This window comes from Ensifer canadensis, from assembly GCF_017488845.2.
In the GTDB taxonomy this organism is placed as follows: domain Bacteria; phylum Pseudomonadota; class Alphaproteobacteria; order Rhizobiales; family Rhizobiaceae; genus Ensifer; species Ensifer canadensis.
In genome coordinates this window covers 3,976,995-3,994,951 of the sequence record NZ_CP083370.1, presented here as the reverse complement: position 1 = coordinate 3,994,951, position 17,957 = coordinate 3,976,995, and the positions used below count along the sequence as shown (strand labels likewise).

The 17,957-nt window shown below is 62.5% G+C and carries 18 protein-coding genes; 14 read left to right on the top strand and 4 right to left on the bottom strand.

Features of this window, described 5'->3' with window-relative positions:
- Positions 1-157 precede the first annotated feature (157 nt).
- The 10 genes from J3R84_RS19345 (at position 158) to J3R84_RS19300 (ending at position 11,762) form a co-directional block, all read left to right on the top strand.
- Entirely contained in the window at positions 158-850 is a 693-nt protein-coding gene (locus tag J3R84_RS19345) for a glutathione S-transferase family protein (protein WP_025425606.1), read from the top strand.
- Between the two features lie 10 nt (positions 851-860).
- Positions 861-2,033, top strand: coding sequence for a tRNA epoxyqueuosine(34) reductase QueG (gene queG / locus J3R84_RS19340; protein ID WP_025425605.1), 1,173 nt, complete (start codon positions 861-863; stop codon positions 2,031-2,033).
- Complete coding sequence (locus J3R84_RS19335) at positions 2,021-2,896, top strand: SDR family oxidoreductase (RefSeq protein ID WP_025425604.1); 876 nt, start codon at positions 2,021-2,023, stop codon at positions 2,894-2,896. The genes queG and J3R84_RS19335 overlap by 13 nt, the downstream gene beginning before the upstream one ends.
- A gap of 475 nt (positions 2,897-3,371) precedes the next feature.
- Positions 3,372-3,746, top strand: a complete 375-nt coding sequence (locus J3R84_RS19330) for a septal ring lytic transglycosylase RlpA family protein (RefSeq protein WP_025425603.1) — start codon at positions 3,372-3,374, stop codon at positions 3,744-3,746.
- Between the two features lie 148 nt (positions 3,747-3,894).
- A complete protein-coding gene (locus J3R84_RS19325) occupies positions 3,895-5,184 on the top strand; it encodes an RsmB/NOP family class I SAM-dependent RNA methyltransferase (protein WP_025425602.1) in 1,290 nt (429 codons plus the stop codon).
- A 211-nt stretch (positions 5,185-5,395) separates the two neighbouring features.
- Entirely contained in the window at positions 5,396-6,676 is a 1,281-nt protein-coding gene (locus tag J3R84_RS19320) for an imelysin family protein (protein WP_025425601.1), read from the top strand.
- Positions 6,677-6,725: 49 nt separating this feature from the next.
- Positions 6,726-8,264, top strand: a complete 1,539-nt coding sequence (locus tag J3R84_RS19315) for a di-heme oxidoreductase family protein (protein WP_057212524.1) — start codon at positions 6,726-6,728, stop codon at positions 8,262-8,264.
- Positions 8,264-9,388 carry an imelysin family protein gene (locus J3R84_RS19310; protein WP_025425599.1) on the top strand — a complete coding sequence of 375 codons (1,125 nt, stop codon included), beginning with the start codon at positions 8,264-8,266 and terminating at the stop codon, positions 9,386-9,388. Before J3R84_RS19315 ends, J3R84_RS19310 begins: the two co-directional genes overlap by 1 nt.
- 207 nt (positions 9,389-9,595) lie before the next feature.
- Positions 9,596-10,585, top strand: a complete 990-nt coding sequence (locus tag J3R84_RS19305) for a magnesium transporter CorA family protein (protein ID WP_025425598.1) — start codon at positions 9,596-9,598, stop codon at positions 10,583-10,585.
- Positions 10,586-10,670: 85 nt separating this feature from the next.
- Positions 10,671-11,762, top strand: coding sequence for a DUF1513 domain-containing protein (locus J3R84_RS19300; RefSeq protein ID WP_025425597.1), 1,092 nt, complete (start codon positions 10,671-10,673; stop codon positions 11,760-11,762).
- Positions 11,763-11,771: 9 nt separating this feature from the next.
- On the opposite strand, the gene J3R84_RS19295 is transcribed toward J3R84_RS19300, so the two are convergent.
- On the bottom strand, positions 11,772-12,326 hold the full coding sequence (locus tag J3R84_RS19295; protein ID WP_025425596.1) for a GNAT family N-acetyltransferase: 555 nt from the start codon (positions 12,324-12,326) through the stop codon (positions 11,772-11,774).
- 84 nt (positions 12,327-12,410) lie between these two features.
- Between J3R84_RS19295 and J3R84_RS19290 the strand changes: the two genes are divergently transcribed.
- The 4 genes from J3R84_RS19290 to guaA all read left to right on the top strand — a co-directional run bounded on the left by J3R84_RS19290 (position 12,411) and on the right by guaA (position 15,698).
- On the top strand, positions 12,411-12,863 hold the full coding sequence (locus J3R84_RS19290) for a TspO/MBR family protein (protein ID WP_025425595.1): 453 nt from the start codon (positions 12,411-12,413) through the stop codon (positions 12,861-12,863).
- A gap of 90 nt (positions 12,864-12,953) precedes the next feature.
- On the top strand, positions 12,954-13,406 hold the full coding sequence (locus J3R84_RS19285) for a PaaI family thioesterase (protein ID WP_025425594.1): 453 nt from the start codon (positions 12,954-12,956) through the stop codon (positions 13,404-13,406).
- Entirely contained in the window at positions 13,403-14,041 is a 639-nt protein-coding gene (locus J3R84_RS19280) for a 5'-methylthioadenosine/S-adenosylhomocysteine nucleosidase (protein ID WP_025425593.1), read from the top strand. Before J3R84_RS19285 ends, J3R84_RS19280 begins: the two co-directional genes overlap by 4 nt.
- Before the next feature lie 94 nt (positions 14,042-14,135).
- Positions 14,136-15,698, top strand: coding sequence for a glutamine-hydrolyzing GMP synthase (gene guaA / locus J3R84_RS19275; RefSeq protein ID WP_025425592.1), 1,563 nt, complete (start codon positions 14,136-14,138; stop codon positions 15,696-15,698).
- Between the two features lie 112 nt (positions 15,699-15,810).
- Here the strand turns inward: guaA and J3R84_RS19270 are convergent, their stop codons facing one another.
- From J3R84_RS19270 to J3R84_RS19260, 3 genes are all read right to left on the bottom strand, one after another.
- Positions 15,811-16,668, bottom strand: a complete 858-nt coding sequence (locus J3R84_RS19270) for a sigma-70 family RNA polymerase sigma factor (RefSeq protein WP_025425591.1) — start codon at positions 16,666-16,668, stop codon at positions 15,811-15,813.
- Positions 16,665-17,420 carry an alpha/beta fold hydrolase gene (locus tag J3R84_RS19265; RefSeq protein ID WP_239637583.1) on the bottom strand — a complete coding sequence of 252 codons (756 nt, stop codon included), beginning with the start codon at positions 17,418-17,420 and terminating at the stop codon, positions 16,665-16,667. Before J3R84_RS19265 ends, J3R84_RS19270 begins: the two co-directional genes overlap by 4 nt.
- Before the next feature lie 211 nt (positions 17,421-17,631).
- A complete protein-coding gene (locus J3R84_RS19260; protein WP_025425589.1) occupies positions 17,632-17,946 on the bottom strand; it encodes an EthD family reductase in 315 nt (104 codons plus the stop codon).
- Positions 17,947-17,957 lie beyond the last annotated feature (11 nt).

The following is a 17,957-nucleotide window of genomic DNA, read 5'->3' as shown; positions in this document are numbered from 1 at the left end:
AGATTTTCCTGACAAGTTTTGGAGTGGGAGGAAAAGGCTGATTCGCTTGTGTTTGCCACCACAAGTTCCTATAGCTTTTTCTGATGAGCCGTGGCCAGACGCATGCGCCGCCACGCTGACGTTCCCTGAAAAAAGACCATAAGAAGCCAGATCATCGATGCCGACACTGTACCATCACCCCATGTCCTCCGCTTCGCGGTTCGTGCGCCTGATCCTTTCGGAATACGGCTACCAGACGGAATTGACCGAGGAACAGCCCTGGGAAAACCGGCGAGACTTTCTGACGCTGAATCCGGCGGGCACGTTACCGGTCTATGTTGACGACAGTATGAGGGCGCTTTGTGGCGCCACGATCATCTCGGAATATCTCGACGAGACGAACGGCATCATGAAGCGGGATCGGCGGCTTCTGGCGGAAGATCCGTTCCAGCGCGCCGAAATCCGCCGGCTGGCCGAATGGTTCCTTCACAAGATGGAAGCCGACGTGACGCGCCCCTTGGTGCGCGAGCGCATCTTCAAACTGCAGATGACGCCGGACCAGGGCGGCGGCGCACCTGACAGCAAGGTGCTGCGCACCTCGCGCGCCAATATCCGCCAGCACATGAAGTACCTGTCGTGGCTTGCCGGGTCGCGGCCCTGGCTTGCAGGCGACCGGATCTCCTATGCCGACCTTGCGGCGGCCGCGACGGTTTCGGTGCTCGACTATCTCGGCGAGATCGACTGGTCGGACGCGCCGACCGCCAAGGAATGGTATCAGCGGCTGAAGTCCCGCCCCTCCTTCCGCCCGCTGCTCTCCGAGCGCGTGCGCGGTATCACACCGGTTCCGCATTATGCGGATCTCGATTTCTGAGGATAGTGCCGTGCCCGGCAGTGCTGCCAAGGCTGAAAACCAGGAGCGACGGCGGCAGAAGCTGACGGAATTCCTGAAGGCCGAGGCGGCCGACAAGGGCTTCGACGTCTGTCGCATCACCCGGCCCGATGCCATACCGGAGGCGCCGGCGCGGCTCGTGGAATTCCTCGACGAGGGCTTCCACGGCACGATGGAATGGCTGGCCGAAACGGCGGAGCGCCGCTCCGATCCGCGAACCCTCTGGAGCAACGTGCGCTCGGTCGTCATGTTCGGAATGAACTACGGCCCGGAGGAAGACCCGCGCGGCATCCTCGACCAGCCGGATCGCGGTGCGATCTCCGTCTATGCCCAGAACCGCGACTATCACGATATCATCAAGGGCCGCCTGAAAGAGGTCGCGACCCGCTTTGCGGCACGTGCCGGCGAAGACGTGAAGGTGTTCGTCGACACGGCACCGGTGATGGAAAAGCCGCTCGCCGAAAAGGCAGGCATCGGCTGGCAAGGCAAACACACCAATCTCGTCAGCCGCGAGTTCGGCTCCTGGCTGTTTCTCGGCAGCCTGTTCACCACGGCGGAACTTGCCTTCGACGCCGCCGAGCGCGACCATTGCGGCTCCTGTCGTGCCTGTGTCAACGCCTGTCCCACCGCTGCCTTCCCCGCCCCCTACCGCATCGACGCGCGGCGCTGCATTTCCTACCTGACAATCGAGCACAAGGGGCCGATCGACCCGACGCTGCGTCCGCTGATCGGCAATCGCATCTATGGCTGCGACGACTGTCTTGCCGCCTGCCCCTGGAACAAGTTCGCGCAGCAGGCGTCGGAGATGAAACTGAAGGCGCGCGATGACCTGAAGGCGCCGTCGCTCGCCTTTCTCCTGACCCTCGACGACCCGACATTTAGGACCTTCTTCTCGGGCTCGCCGGTCAAACGCATCGGGCGTGACCGCTTCGTCAGAAATGTCTTGATCGCAGCGGGCAATTCCGGCGATGACAGCCTGGTCGCAGCCTGCAAGACGTTGACCAGCGATACCTCCCCGATGGTGAGGGCGATGGCGGTGTGGGCTTTGTCACTATTGATCTCGCCCGATGCGCTTGCGGCCCATGAGAGGCAATGCGGTGCGGAGAGCGACGAAGAAGTGTTGTCCGAATGGCAAATGGCGGGAGTAAGCCGATGCATGTCCTGATTCTTGGCGCCGGTTATTCCGGCATGGCGATCGCGCGCGCACTGGCCGACAAGGCCGATAGCGTCACTGGTACGACCCGCAGTGCGGAAAAGGCTGCCAAACTCGCAAAAGCGGGCATCCGCCCGATCGTCTTCGACGGCGATACGGTTTCCGACGAACTGGCAGACGCCTTGCGGCAGGCGACCCATCTGATCCAGTCGATCGCTCCCGGCCGCGACGGCGACCCGATGTTCCGACCCGGCAGCACCGACCTCGCCACGCTTGCCCCTGCCCTTCGCTGGATCGGCTATCTCTCCACCGTCGGCGTCTATGGCGACCATGGCGGTCAGTGGGTGACGGAAGACATGTTGTCCAAACCGGTCTCGGCGCGCTCGGTGGAGCGAGTCGAGGCGGAAGACGCCTGGCTTGCCTTCGGCGCCAAACACGCTGTTCCCGTCGCTGTGCTACGGCTTTCCGGCATTTACGGCCCCGGACGCAACGCCTTCTGCAATCTCGCCAACGGCACGGCCCGCCGGCTGATCAAGCCCGGCCAGGTGTTCAATCGCATTCGTGTGGAAGATATCGGCGCTGCCACATCCTACCTCTCCGAAAGACTTCAGGGTGGGATCTTCAACATCACCGACAACGAGCCGGCACCACCGCAGGATATCGTTGCCGAGGCCGCGCGGCTGATGGGCGTCGAGCCGCCGCCCGAGATGCCGTTCGAAACCGCCGAGCTTTCGCCGATGGCCCGATCCTTCTATGGCGAAAACAAGCGCGTTTCGAATGCACGCCTGCGGGAAACCGGCTTCGAACTCGCCTATCCCGATTATCGCGTCTCGCTTGCGCAAATGTGGCAGACGGACAGCTGGCGCGGCCAATGAACAATTGCTGCGCGAACCAGTCAAAATATTCCGTTCGCAATGGAACATTGTCGATAGCCTGATCGTTAGTAATGGTGATCTCACGGAGGCGCTTAATTGTGACCTTCGTGAGATATTCATTCTATACTCGGCGAATTGAATGCAACCACAGCGGTAGTGACGCATTTTTGACCATCCGGATTCCGGACGATTCGTTCAATTCGAAATTTTTAATGATTTTTTTCGTTAAGCCGATATCTCGGCTCGCGTGCGCGCCGCATTTAGCGCGTTCAACCGCTGATTCCAAAGAACTTCCGGGTTCTATTTAAACTATTTCAAACAATCTTCGTTTTTTTAATTTTCGTCCTTTTTTAATAGATCCTAATAAAACGTAAATGGTTGAAGCACGTTTTCGCCATTTTTCGCCCCAATTAGCGATCTTCGACAGAATTAACCAAGAGCTCCAGCCCAAGAGCTCTAACCGAGGGTCGCCAGTTTGACGCCAGCGAAAATCAAGACTGTTGCTGCGGCAGCGCTGTTCACCGCCGGGATCGGCCTCGGTTCCGTTTCCGACAGCCAGGCAGCAGGCGCCGGCTGCGGCGGTGCTTCCTGGTATGCGCTGACCTCCAAGACGGCTTCCGGCGAACGTATGAACGCCGCCCGCCTCACCGCCGCCCATCGCAGTCTGAAATTCGGCACCAAGGTGCAGGTCACCAACAAGCGCAACGGCAAGAGTGTAATCGTTCGCATCAACGATCGTGGCCCGTTCATCCGTGGCCGTGTGATCGATCTTTCCAAAGCAGCCGCCTCGCAGATCGGCATGATCAGCTCCGGCCACGCCAGCATCTGTTATCGCGTCGTCAATTCCTGATCGTAAAATACTTCCGTCCGGCATCCGATCCGGGCGGTTCTGCTTTGAGAAGTACTGTTCCTCGCCACTTCCCCGCGTTTAATCCCGGCCAGCGTCTTGCTCTTCGATGCCATCGCCGCTACCACGGCGAAAAAGGAGTTGATCGAAGATGCGATTGGGCGGCAGGCTCGCTGGAGCCATTGAGGTTCTTGAGGACATCGAAAAGCGGAAGCGCCCGGTCGCCGACGCACTCAAGGACTGGGGCCTTTCCCATCGCTTCGCCGGCTCCGGCGATCGATCGGCGATCGGCAACATCGTCTATGACGCGCTTCGCATGAAGCTCTCCCACGCCTACCTGATGGACAGCGACAGCGCCGCCGCTCTCGGCCACGCCGTGATGTACCGCCAGTGGGGCTTTTCCCCCGAAGCGCTGGCGGCCGAACTCGATGGCGACAAATTCGCACCCGAGATGCCGTCCGCCGACATGGCGCAGGCCTTCGCGACGCGCCGCCTCGATGATGCCGCGCCCCACATCCAGGGCGACATTCCCGAATGGGTGCAGGCATCCTTCGAGGAAAACTTCTCCGAGGATTGGCTCGACGAAGCCAAGGCGCTCGCCGGGCGTCCGACGCTCGATCTGCGCGCCAACACGCTCAAGTCGACCCGGGACAAGGTGCTGAAGGCGCTGGAGCGCAGCGGCGCTGAAGCCGCAACGATCGCCCGCAACGGTATTCGTATTCCCGCCGGCGAAGGCGCCTCGCGCCTGCCGAACGTCACCGCCGAGCTTTCCTTCCAGAAAGGCTGGTTCGAAGTCCAGGACGAGGGATCGCAGATCGTCGCCGATCTCGCCTTCCCGCAGGAAGGCGAACAGGTGCTCGACTATTGCGCCGGCGGCGGCGGCAAGACGCTCGCCATGTCGGCTGCGATGAACAACAAGGGCCAGGTGCACGCCTACGACACCGACCGCAAGCGCCTGGCGCCGATCATCGAACGGCTGAAGCGCGCTGGAACGCGCAATGTCCAGGTACACGATTCCGCCGACAGCCTGGCGCCGCTTGCCGGCCGTTTCGATCGGGTTCTCGTCGATGCGCCTTGCACCGGCACCGGAACGTGGCGTCGCCGCCCCGACACCAAGTGGCGGCTCAACCAGAAGAACCTCGAAGAGCGGATCTCCCAGCAGGAAGAAGCGCTGGCAAGTGCTGCGCAGTTCGTGCGGCCGGGCGGACACCTGATCTACGTCACCTGCTCGGTGCTTCCCGAGGAGAACGAGGCGCAAGTCTACGGCTTCTGCGAAGACAATCCGGAATTCGAGATCCTGTCGGCCGCCGACATCTGGGCCGGGCTATTCGGTACCGACAAGCCGCAGCCATGGTCCGCCGACATGAAGACGGTGACGCTGACGCCGGCTTCCACCGGCACCGACGGCTTCTTCTTCTGCCTGATGCAGCGCAAGGCCTGAGCGCCTCGCCGGCGGCTTCGACACTGCGCCAAACCGCCGGCATCAGATTGAAAACGTTCTAAACTATACACTTTGACACCAGTTTACTTTTGGTTCATGACAATCAAGCTCCGGCGGGTCGGCGGGGGATTTTCCACGACCCATTGCCGAGCAATGACGCCGTCCCGCGGTGTCCGTTCCGGTCACGCCGGGAGAAGAACAGGAGAGGGTCATGACCAAGAATTTCATCCGCGCCGCGGCGCTGGCGCTCATGACGGCAACGTCGACGCTGGCCCTGCAGCCGGCGCAGGCCGCCACCGATGCGGCCGCCGTTGTAAAGCACTACACCGTCGTCGCGCACGCCAAGTTCGAAGATGCGCTGATCACCGCTGAGGCGCTCGACAAGGCAATCGACGCGCTGATCGCGACCCCCAGCGAAGCAACGCTGAAGGCGGCGCGCGAAGCCTGGCTCAAGGCCCGCCACCCCTACCAGGAAACGGAAGTCTACCGCTTCGGCAACGCCATCGTTGACGAGTGGGAAGGCAAGGTCAACGCCTGGCCGCTGGACGAAGGCCTGATCGACTATGTCGATCCGAGCTACGGCAGCGAGAGCGACGAGAACGGTCTCTTCACCGCCAACGTGATCGCCAACAAGACGATCAAGATCGACGGCAAGGATGTCGACGCCACCAACATCACGCCGGAACTGCTGGCGGGTACCCTACAGGAAGCAGGCGGCATCGAGGCGAACGTCGCCACGGGCTATCACGCCATCGAATTCCTGCTCTGGGGCCAGGACCTGAACGGCACCAAGGCTGGCGCCGGCAACCGCCCCTACACGGATTACGACACCAAGGCCTGCACCGGCGGCAATTGCGATCGGCGTGGCGCCTATTTGAAGGCTGCATCCGAACTGCTCGTTTCGGACCTGAAGGAAATGGTTGCCAACTGGACGCCGGATGGCGCGGCGACCAAGGCCGTCGAAGCCGATCCGAAGGCTGGCCTGACCGCCATCCTGACCGGCATGGGATCGCTCTCCTATGGCGAGCTTGCAGGCGAGCGCATGAAGCTCGGCATCCTGCTGCATGACCCGGAAGAAGAGCACGACTGCTTCTCCGACAACACCCACAACTCGCACCTGCACGACGCGATCGGCATCCAGTCGGCCTATACCGGCGAATATACCCGCGTCGACGGCACCAAGCTGACCGGCGCCTCGCTTTCCGAACTCGTTGCCACCAAGGACGCGGCACTCGACAAGGAAATGACCAAGGATCTCGCCACCACGGTCGAGAAGATGCAGGCGATGGCCAAGCGCGCCGAAACCGTCGAGGCCTACGACCAGATGATCGGCGAAGGCAATGCCGAGGGCAACGCCACCGTCCAGGCCGCGATCGACGGCCTGATCGCCCAGGCCAAGACCGTGCAGCGCGTCATCGCGTCGCTCGACCTCGGCACGATTGAGCTTGAAGGTTCCGACAGCTTGGATAATCCTAACGCTGTTTTCCAATAAGCTGAAAAGGCGGGCCGCGCCGTTACGGACGCGGCCCGATCCTCAATCGATGAACGCATGCATTGCCCGCTCCCTTCTGCAGTCGCTCCTGGCGCTGTTTCTTGTTGCGGCGGCAGTTCAGGCGTCAGACGATACCTCCGCGCTCAAGCACAAGCGCGACGATCTCTCCGAGGCCGACCTTCGCCGCGTCGAGGCGATCACTGTGCCGGTCACGGATTTCTCCAAGGCAGAACGATACGAGGCGATGTCGGCGGGAGCCGGAACGTCGATCGCCCCGAACGATCAGGACAGCTTCACTCAGTTTTCCGCAAACTTGGCTTTCGAGGATGAAGAGGGATTCAAGCTGGGCGATGCGCTGTTCGAAAAGCTCTGGGTGTCCTCGCCCTCGTCAACCCAGGCGTCCGATGGCCTGGGGCCGCTCTACAATGCAAGGTCCTGCCTCAGCTGCCATCCGCGCGATGGGCGTGGCGGCCCGCCCGAAGGCGCCAGCGACGGCACCTCGATGCTCTACCGGCTCGCCCGGGCGCCGCGCAACGACGGCGAACGGCAGATGCTGGCGACCTACGACATGGCCAATTTCCCCGACCCGATTTACGGCGCGCAGTTGCAGGACAGGGCGGTGCCGGGGCTTGCCGCCGAAGGTCAGATGAAGATGACCTACTCCGAGCTGCCGGTCACGCTGGCGGACGGCGAACTGGTCTTCCTGCGCAAGCCGACCTATGCGGTGCGCGATCTCGCCTACGGCGCCCTTGATCCGACAACGACGCTTTCGCCGCGGGTGGCGCCGCAGATGATCGGATTGGGACTGATCGAGGCGATCCATGAGGCGGATATCCTTTCCCGTGCAGACCCTGATGACGCCGACGGCGACGGCATCAGCGGGCGCGCCTCGCTGGTTCGCGATCGCGCGACCGGAGAAATTGCGCTTGGTCGCTTTGGCTGGAAGGCACAGACCCCGACGGTGCGCCAGCAGACGGCGGATGCCTTCGCCGCCGATATCGGCCTTTCGACCCCGGATCTCGACCGCAGTTTTGGCGACTGCACCGAAGGGCAAACGGCCTGCCTCGGCCTGCCGACCGGCGTCCAGGCGCGTCTCGGCGCGGTCGAGGCTCCGGACCCGGTGCTGGGACTGGTCACCTTCTACTCGGCCAATCTGGCCGTTCCGGCGCGGCGCAAGGCGAGCTTTCCAAAAACCCTGCGCGGCAAGGAGATCTTCTACCAGAGCGGCTGCGCTTCCTGCCACACCCCGAAATACGTGACGCGTCGCGACGCTGCCCACAAGGCACAGGCGTTCCAGCTGATCTGGCCCTATTCCGACTTCCTGCTCCATGACATGGGAGACGGCCTTGCCGATGGCCAGACCGTAGGTATCGCCAATGGCCGCGAATGGCGCACGCCGCCGCTCTGGGGCATCGGACTGACGAAGGCGGTGAGCGGCCATACGTTCCTGCTGCACGACGGGCGGGCCCGCAATTTTACCGAAGCCATTCTGTGGCATGGTGGAGAGGGCGAAAAAGCGCGAGACGCCTTTGCCGCGCTTTCCACACGTGACCGCCGTGACCTCCTCGCATTCCTGGAGTCTCTTTGATGTCTCATATGCCTTCGCTTGCCCTCGGCCTTTGCCTGGCCGCTCTGTCCCTGCCGGCCATGGCGCAGGAGGGAAGCGCGCTGTCGCCCCGTGTCGTCAACGAGGCTGCCGTGCCAGCCGTGATGGCTAGGGCGGTCGACGATTTCATTATCCCCGGCTACCGCAACCTGTCGGACAAGACCGCGCTGCTGACGAAGGCGTCGGCCGCCCTTTGCGAGGTCCCGTCGGCGGCATCGCAGGAGAAAGCGCAAGAAGCATTTTCCGACCTGGTACAGGCCTGGTCGACGGTCGAAATCATCCGTTTGGGGCCGGCGCTCGAGCAGAACCGCTTCGAGCGCTTCCTGTTCTACCCCGACCGCAAGAGCACGGGCCTGAAACAGGTGCAGGCCATTCTTGCCAAGGGCGACGAGACGGCGACCGACGTCGCATCGCTCAAGGGCAAGAGCGTCGCGGCGCAAGGACTGGGCGCACTGGAATACGTGCTCTACGGCAATGGCTCCGATGTGCTGGCGAGCAAGGACGGCGATTTCCGTTGCCGCTACGGCGTGGCGATCTCGCAGAACCTCGACGCCATCGCCAACGAGTTCCTGGCGGAGTGGCAAAAGCCTGAGGGCATCCAGGCCGCCTGGAAAAAGCCGGGCCCTGGAAATCCTCAATTTCGCGACAGCAAGGAGGCGGCAACCGAGCTGCTCGGCATTTTCGTGCACGGCGTCGAGATGGTGAAGGACCAGCGGCTGAAGCCGTTCTATGCCGGAACCGTCGACGGCAAGCAGGACAAGGGACATCCGAAGTCGGCGATCTACTGGCGGTCGGAAAACACCATGCCCTCGATCGCCGCCAACTTCCGCGGCCTGCATACCCTGTTCAAGGTGGCCGACATGGAAAGCCTGCTTCCGAACGACAGCCGCTCGGTCGCCGGGTCGGCAGACTTCGTCTTCAAGTCGGTCATCGGCATCTCGCAGACCATCGACGGTCCGATCGGCGAGGCGATCGCCGATGACAAGAGCCGGGCCAAGCTCGATTTTCTCACGCTCAACACCGCCGATCTTCTCGACCGGCTGAACAAGGATTTCGGCGGTGCCATCGGCCTTGGCGCCGGCTTCTCCTTTGCCGACGGCGACTGAGCAGACAGCCCTTAGCCGAGGCTGTTGACAATCCCCCCGTTTGGGCGCAAAGCGCTCCCGTGTCCGCTCTCGCGGCCACGTTTCACCACAAGGATCAACTTGCAATGAACCCCGACAGTCGAAGTCGAGCCTTCATGCTCACGACCGCTCGGTCCTGATTGATCAGGGCTTCGTGGCGGTCGGATGACTCGCCCTATGGAGCCCAAAATGCTGCGCATCTACAAAAGCCAGAACAGCCATCTCGTGCTCGTCGACATGCTCGACGGCCTTGCCTCTCCGACGCCGGTCATCTGGTTCGACCTGCTCAATCCGTCCGTGGAGGAGACCCGGCTGGTCGAAGGCCAACTCGGCATCGAAATCCCGACCCGGGACGAGATGCAGGAAATCGAGCTGTCCGACCGGCTCTACCAGGAAGACGGCGCGCAGTTCATGACCATGACGGCCGTTGCCAAGCTCGACAGCGACTACCCGGTCAAGGTTCCCGTGACCTTCATCGTCAAGGGCGTGACGCTCGTGACCGTACGTCACGCCGACCCGAAGCCGTTCCAGACCTATGCCAACCGGCTGCAGAAGGCCAACGGCCAAGGCTGCGAAACTGGCGAACTGGCGATGCTGGGGCTTCTCGAAGCGATGATCGACCGCACCGCCGACGCACTCGAGCGGGCCGGCAGCGAGGTCGACGGTATTTCGCGTGAAGTGTTCCGCAAGACCAATGCCAGCGCCACCAAGAAGACACGCGACTTGCAGTCGCTGATCGAGCAGATCGGCCAGAAGGGTGACCTTCTGACGATCATTCGCGAAAGCCTGGTCAGCATCGGTCGGCTGGTCGCCTATCACGTGGCGCTCGAAGGCATCGGTCCGCGCAAGGCGGCCAAGGAAAGCCGGCAGCGGATCAAGTTGATCCAGCGCGATGCGACATCGCTCGGCGACCACGCGCTGTTCCTGTCGAACAAGATCAACTTCTTGCTCGACGCGACGCTCGGCCTGATCAATCTGGAGCAGAACCAGATCATCAAGATATTCTCGGTCGCTGCCGTCGTGTTCCTGCCGCCGACACTGGTCGCCTCGATCTACGGCATGAACTTCGAGGTCATGCCCGAGCTGCAGTGGCAGTTCGGATATCCCTATGCCCTGGCGCTGATGGTGCTTTCGGCGATCGTGCCGTTCCTCTACTTCAAGCGGCGGGGCTGGCTCTGACAGAGTCATCTGCTACATCGTAGCGACAAGGATCGGCGGCGGAATTCCGGTGCCGGTCCGATAAGATGGCAGGCGAGGAATGGCCATGCGCGCCACCACGGGTCTGATCGACCGTCGCAATTTCATCAAGATGGCCGGCGCCGCCTGGGTGGCGACGCTCGGCGCTCGCGGCGCCTTTGCGCTCGAGCGCGCCGACGCGGTCTTTGCCTCCGCTTTCATGGCGCCGGACGGAAGCTATGGCGTTGCCACACTGACCGAGGCCGGCGAGATCGTCGAGCGCACGGCGCTTCCGGCACGCGCCCACGGCATGGCCCATTCAGCCGCCAGCAAACGGACGGTGGCGTTTTCCCGCCGCCCCGGCACCTATGCGATGATCCTTGCGACCGACGGCAGCGCCGAGCCGGTGGTCATCGCGGCCGCCGAGGGCCGGCACTTCTATGGCCATGGCTGCTTTTCTGCCGATGGCCGCCTGCTCTACGCCACCGAAAACGACTTTGCCGCCAATCGCGGCATGATCGGCATCTACGACGGCAGCCGACATTTTGCCCGCATCGGCGAGTTCCCGACCTATGGCATCGGCCCGCATGACATGACGCTTTCCGCCGATGGACGGATGCTGGCCATCGCCAATGGCGGCATCGAGACTCATCCGGATTTCGGCCGCACCAAGCTCAATCTCGACCATATGGAACCGAGCCTGACACTGGTCGACACCGAGACCGGCGCGCTGATCCAAAAACACATACTGCCGGGCGAACTCAACCGTCTCTCCACCCGCCACGTCGATATCGGCCCGAAGGGCGAAATCTGGTTTGCCTGCCAATACGAAGGTGCGCGCGACGACCTGCCGCCGCTCGTCGGCCATTTTTCCCATGGCGAAGATCTCGCCTTCGTGTCGCTGCCCGAAAGCACGACCGAGGCCTTGGCCAATTATGTCGGCGCCATAGCCGTCAACCGCCAGGAGGGATTGATCGGCCTCACCTCGCCCAAGGGTGGCGTTGCCGTGACGCTCGATGCCCGCACGGGTGCGGTGTTGAGGCAAGAGCGCGTGACCGACGCCGCCGGTGTCGCGGCGGCCGAGCATGGTTTTGCCGTGTCGTCCTATGACGGCCGCTTCAAGGACCGTCAAAGCCGTGTCGCCTGGGACCAGCATATCGTCCGGCTCGGCCGGGACTGACGGCCCACGTCACGCGGAGAAGCGACCCTCGCCGGCCAGCTTTGCCAAATTGTCCCATCGATAGGCGGTCTGATCGTGGTTCTCACCGCCGAGGCTGACCTGGCCCTGGCCGACGGCGACCGCCCCCAGGCGTTCGTAAAACGCTCGGTTCGGATTGCTGGAAAGCACCCAGGCAAACAGCGACGCGCCGCCCAGCTCCCGGCAGTGGGCCGCGACGCTGCGCACGAGCGCCGAGCCGATGCCGGCCCCTTGAAACTCCTTGAGGATATAAAGCGCATAGAGTTCGCGGTCGAAGCGCGGCGGCATCGAGCGGGCCTTTCCATAATTGGCAAAGCCGATCACCCGGTTCGTGCTCATGTCGACCGCGACCAGGTGGAAAACGTCGACAACGCGCATGCGCCGGGCATGGCGCAACGCCTGTTCCTCGATGCTCATGGCATCGAGGAAGGCATCGGAAATCAGCCCGCGAAACGTCGATCGCCAGGTTTCGACGATGACGGAAGCGATCATCATGATGTCATCAGGACCGGCCGGCCGGATGTCGATGCGTCGGAAGCTTTTCATGGCAGAGATATAGGTGGCGCATGGTCGCTTCGAAACAGCAGCCCCCGCTGGAAAGCGCATCAGGGCACTCTATCTGTCGACGCCATGAACAGACCCCTCGTCTACACAGTCTTCATCGCTGCCGTTCTCGGTCTCGGGCTTCTCATCGGCTACAACAACATCCCCGGCGAATGGTACCAGTCACTGGCAAAGCCGGTCTTCAATCCACCCAACTGGATCTTCGCCCCGGTCTGGTCGGTGCTCTACGTGATGATCGGCATCGTCGGCGCCCGGCTGTTTCTTGACCATCGCCGTACCGCCGCGATGCGATTGTGGCTCGCGCAGATGATCTTCAACTTCCTGTGGTCGCCGCTGTTCTTCGGCCTGCAGGACATCGCGTCGGCACTGATTGTCATCATCGCGCTGCTGATCGCAGTCGCCGGTGTCATCGTCGCAAGCTGGCAAAGAGACCGCGCTTCGGCCTTGCTCTTCCTGCCCTATCTCGCCTGGGTGGCATTCGCGACCGTACTCAACGGCTCGATTTTCCTCATGAATTGAGCTTGTCGCACTGGTGCGGCCGTGCCACTGTCCGTCGATCGATATGGGAGGCAATCGGGCCTGCCGCGACAGCCAGGGCCGTACAGACTGATGGACGACAGCGATCCCCCAGATTTCCGCAGGCGCATAAGGGAAAGCTTCGCACGGCAGGCGGCCATGGAAACGATCGGCGCAGAACTGACGCTGGTCGAGCAGGGTACCGTCGAGATCGAGCTGCCCTTTGACGAAAAGCTGACGCAGCAGCACGGCTTCCTGCATGCGGGCGTGATCTCCGCCGCGCTCGATTCGGCCGGCACCTATGCCGCCTATTCCGTCATCGACCCCGACGCCTCTATCCTGACGATCGAATTCAAGGTCAACCTGCTGTCGCCGGGGCGCGGCGAGCGCTTCCTGTTTCGCGGCGAGGTCACCAAGCCCGGCACGACGATCATCGTCTCCGACGGGCGCGGCTACGCCATCCGCTCGGACGGGCCGGCCAAGCTGATCGCCTCGATGACCGGCACGATGATGGTCATCCGCGGACGCGAGGGTATCGAAGGATGAAGGTCGAAATGAAGGACGTCGCCGGCCGCAAGGTTCTCTATGTCATGGCTGTCGATGCCGAGTACGGTCCTCATCTCAAGGCACGGATCGCGCCGCTGATGACCGGCGTCGGACCGGTCGAGGCCGCAGTCACGCTGACGAAGACGCTGGCAGGCCTTGCCTCCAAAGACACTCTGCCTGATCTCGTCGTCTCGCTCGGTTCGGCGGGTGCGGCCAAGCTTGAACAGACCGAAGTCTATCAGGCGACATCGGTCGGCTACCGCGACATGGACGCCTCGGTGCTCGGTTTCGAGAAAGGCGCGACGCCGTTTCTCGACCTTCCCGCCGTCGTTTCGCTGCCGCTGCGCATTCCTGGGATCAAGGAGGCCCGGCTTTCGACCGGCGCCAACATCGTCTCCGGCACCGCCTATGACGGCATCGACGCCGACATGGTGGAAATGGAGACCTATGCGGTGCTACGCGCCTGCCAGTCTTTCGGCGTGCCGCTCATCGCGCTTCGCGGCATTTCCGACGGTAAGGCGGAACTCAAGCACGTCAACGACTGGACGGAATATCTAGATGTCATCGACGAGAAGCTCGCCGGCGTCATCGACAGGCTTGAGACAGCGATCGGCACGGGCGAAATCCGGCTCTGAAAGCCCGGAATTGTCGGGGTGCAATCTAATCGTTGCGCAGAGGACGGGCTTTGATTAAAGGCTCGCCATGATCAAGCTTGTTTGAAGGCCCGACATGACCCAGACAGCCCATCCCGACACCGTTCTCATCGTCGATTTCGGCAGCCAGGTGACGCAGCTCATCGCCCGGCGCGTGCGCGAATCCGGTGTTTATTGCGAAATCGTGCCGTTCCAGTCGGCGGACGAAGGTTTTCAGCGGCTAAAGCCGAAGGCCGTCATCCTCTCCGGCAGCCCGGCTTCCACCCTCGACATCGGCTCGCCGCGCGCGCCTTCGATGATCTTCGATTCCGGCCTGCCGGTCTTCGGCATCTGTTACGGCCAGCAAACCATGTGCGCCCAGCTGGGCGGCAAGGTCGAGAGCGGCCATCACCGCGAATTCGGCCGCGCCTTCCTCGAAGTCGAGAAGGACTGCGCGCTGTTCGACGGCGTCTGGTCGCTCGGCTCGCGCCACCAGGTCTGGATGTCGCATGGCGACCGCGTCACGGCGATCCCCGAAGGCTTCGAGGTCGTGGCGACATCCGCCAACGCCCCCTTTGCCTTCATTGCCGACGAGAAGCGCAAGTACTACGCCGTGCAGTTCCACCCGGAAGTGGTGCACACGCCCGACGGCGCCAAGCTGATCGCCAACTTCGTGCACAAGATCGCCGGCATCAAGGGCGACTGGTCGATGTCGGCCTACCGCGCCAAGGCCGTGGACGCGATCCGCAAACAGGTCGGCGACAAGAAGGTGATCTGCGCGCTTTCCGGCGGCGTCGACAGCTCGGTCGCAGCGCTCCTGATCCACGAGGCAGTCGGCGACCAGCTGACCTGCATCCTCGTCGACCATGGCCTGATGCGCAAGGACGAGGCGAAGAACGTCGTCGCCATGTTTGAAGAGCACTATAATCTGCACCTGCTGCACGTCGACGCTTCCGACCGCTTCATCGGCGAACTGGAAGGCCAAAGCGATCCGGAAACCAAGCGCAAGATCATCGGCCGCCTGTTCATCGAGGTGTTCGAGGAAGAGGCAAAGAAGCTCGGCGGCGCGGATTTCCTTGCCCAGGGCACGCTTTATCCCGACGTCATCGAAAGCGTTTCCTTCACCGGCGGCCCGTCGGTGACGATCAAGTCGCACCACAATGTCGGCGGCCTGCCGGAACGCATGAACATGCAGCTGGTCGAGCCGCTGCGCGAGCTGTTCAAGGACGAAGTCCGGGTGCTCGGCCGCGAACTCGGCCTGCCCGACAGCTTCATCGGCCGCCACCCGTTCCCCGGACCGGGCCTTGCCATCCGTTGCCCTGGTGGCATCAGCCGCGAGAAGCTCGAGATCCTGCGCGAAGCCGACGCGATCTATCTCGACGAAATCCGCAAGGCCGGCCTCTACGACGCCATCTGGCAGGCGTTTGCCGTGCTGCTGCCGGTCCAGACCGTCGGCGTCATGGGCGACGGCCGCACTTACGAGTTCGTCTGTGCGCTGCGGGCCGTCACCTCGGTCGACGGCATGACCGCCGACTTCTACCACTACGACATGGAATTCCTCGGCCGTGCGGCAACGCGCATCATCAACGAGGTCCGTGGCATCAACCGCGTGGTCTACGACGTCACGTCGAAGCCGCCCGGCACGATCGAGTGGGAATAACGGGCAATCGGCGGCAATAGCGTAGCTTTGGGCGGCGATTTTCTCGCCCGCGCTGCTGCCAGCCGTCTATTCCTCACGTGCGCCGAGCGCCATGATGGCGCTGTCCGGTCGATTAGTCCAACCGCACCCAATCGATGGCTTCGAGCACATACGGCGCGAACAGGAAGTCCCGGATCTGGATGATCCGGCTTTCCGACCAGCCGATCAGGACGAAATGTGCAGGCCGTTCCGTCGAGCCGGTGCTGTCGAACACCAGCATGGCCGGCTGTCCTTCAACCGCGCCGAAGGCGAACCGCCACTTCGTCACTTCGCCATAGCGGGTAAAATAGTGGCCGATCCTGTCGCGTCCTTCGAGTTGCAGCCGGTTTACCAGATCGAGCTTCACGTCATCGGCGAGCATGGCGCGAATTGCGTCGAAATCACCGCTCTGAAAGAGACGGACATAGGCGGTCATCTTCCGCCGGTCCGGCTCTGACATCAGCGGCAGCCTGATATCGTCGGGTGCCTGCGCAAGTTCCCGGAGTGCAACGCGCCCGCGCTGTAGCGCCGATTTGGCGGCGGCGGGCGAGCAGCCCGCGATCCCGGCGATCTCGTCGATCGAATGACCCAGGACATCCTTGAGGATCACCGCGCAGCGCTGAAGTTCAGGCAGCCGCAGAAACGTCTGGAAGCTGAACGCGACGATTTCCGCCTCAGGGATGGGCGCCGCCTCGACGTCTTCGGTGAGCGAGACGACCGTGTTGCGCGACCGCTCGCGCAGGAAATCGAGGCTCGTGTTGTGGGCGATGCGAAACAGCCAGCCCTCGAGACTATCGACCTCGACTCCTTGGGCTCGTGCGTTGAGCGCCTTGACGAGCGTATCCTGCAAGACATCCTCGCCATTGACCGCCGATCCCGTCATGCGCGCGCAGTAGCGATGAAGGCGTGGTCTGAGCGCATTCAGACGGTCCTCGAAATGGTCGGTATTCATGCACCAAGACCTCCGGCGCTTGCCCGCTCCGCCTGGGACTGGGCGCTGATTTCGATCAGTATCTTCGACAGCTTGGCCGGTTGTGACAGGAATGGCGAGTGGCTGGTCTCCAAAGTGTGGGTCGTCGTCTTGCCGCCGATGGCAACGTCTACGGTCGCAATCATGTGATCCTGACCGGCCAACGGAACCGCGCGGTCCTGTGTGGTGCGGATGTAGTGGCGCGGCACGGTGCCAAATCCTTCCGGCGTAATGGCCGATGGAGCCACGGCGCCGGCATTCGATTCGTCGTAGTGAAGATGCAGCGCCGCCTGCGCGAATTCCACCTCCGGCACGTCGCCATAAAACGAAGCCTTGAGAAGCGATCGATAGGCGACGTCTGTCGATCGCGGATTGATCCTTGTCGCACCGATGCCGACGGGGTCGCCCACGAACAACCCGGGCGACAGGGCCGAAGACATGGTTTCGTGTTGCAGCATCGCCAGCAACGGCATGCCGTTCGGCACCATGAACCCGGCGATATAAACGACTGCGAGAAGCTGGTCCGGAACCCTTTCGGCGACCGCCGAAATCGTCATCCCGCCGGCCGAGTGCCCGACCAGGATGACCTTGCCGCCGCCGAGGGCCGCGGCCTCTTTTACCAGCTCGACAACCGCTTCCGTCCGCTCCAGCTGCGTAATGCCGGCGCTGGGTGACGGCTCCGTGGCAAAAGCAATGGGGTCGAACGGACGAAGGCCGAGCGACGGTGGGGCTATGGCATTGACCCCCGCGCCGGGAAGGTCGAGCGTCAGGCCGAAAAGCCATTGGCTTCAAGTATCGGCGTCACCTTGTCCCATGTCGAGCGGTCGTGCCAACCGCCATGGATCAGGACAAAAACTGCTTTGGTCACTGCCATTCCCTCAGTCCCCTTTACTCTGACCTTACGATATTTGCGGCCTGTGCAAGCGGCCAACTGCCAGCGTCGGTTCAAACTTCCCTGTCGTCGAAAAGGAACATTTCAACACCAGAGTCGTCAGGCGCAAAAAGTCGTCGATCCGCCGCAGCGGCCTGACCTTCCGGGCTTGCAAACGCCTTGTTGATCGCCGCAAGGTCGTCGAAATGCAGCGTTCCAATGCGATGAATTTTGGACGTTCCGACTGGCCTTGCGATCGGGCCGTCGCTGACCTCGTATTTCCTGAGCCCAGGGATCTTCTTGGCGAGAGGCACGTGGATCTCGAAATAATGCTGGTCGAACGCCTCGACATTATCAGGTGTTGGGTAAATCACGACCATGCGGGCCATTGCGATTCCTC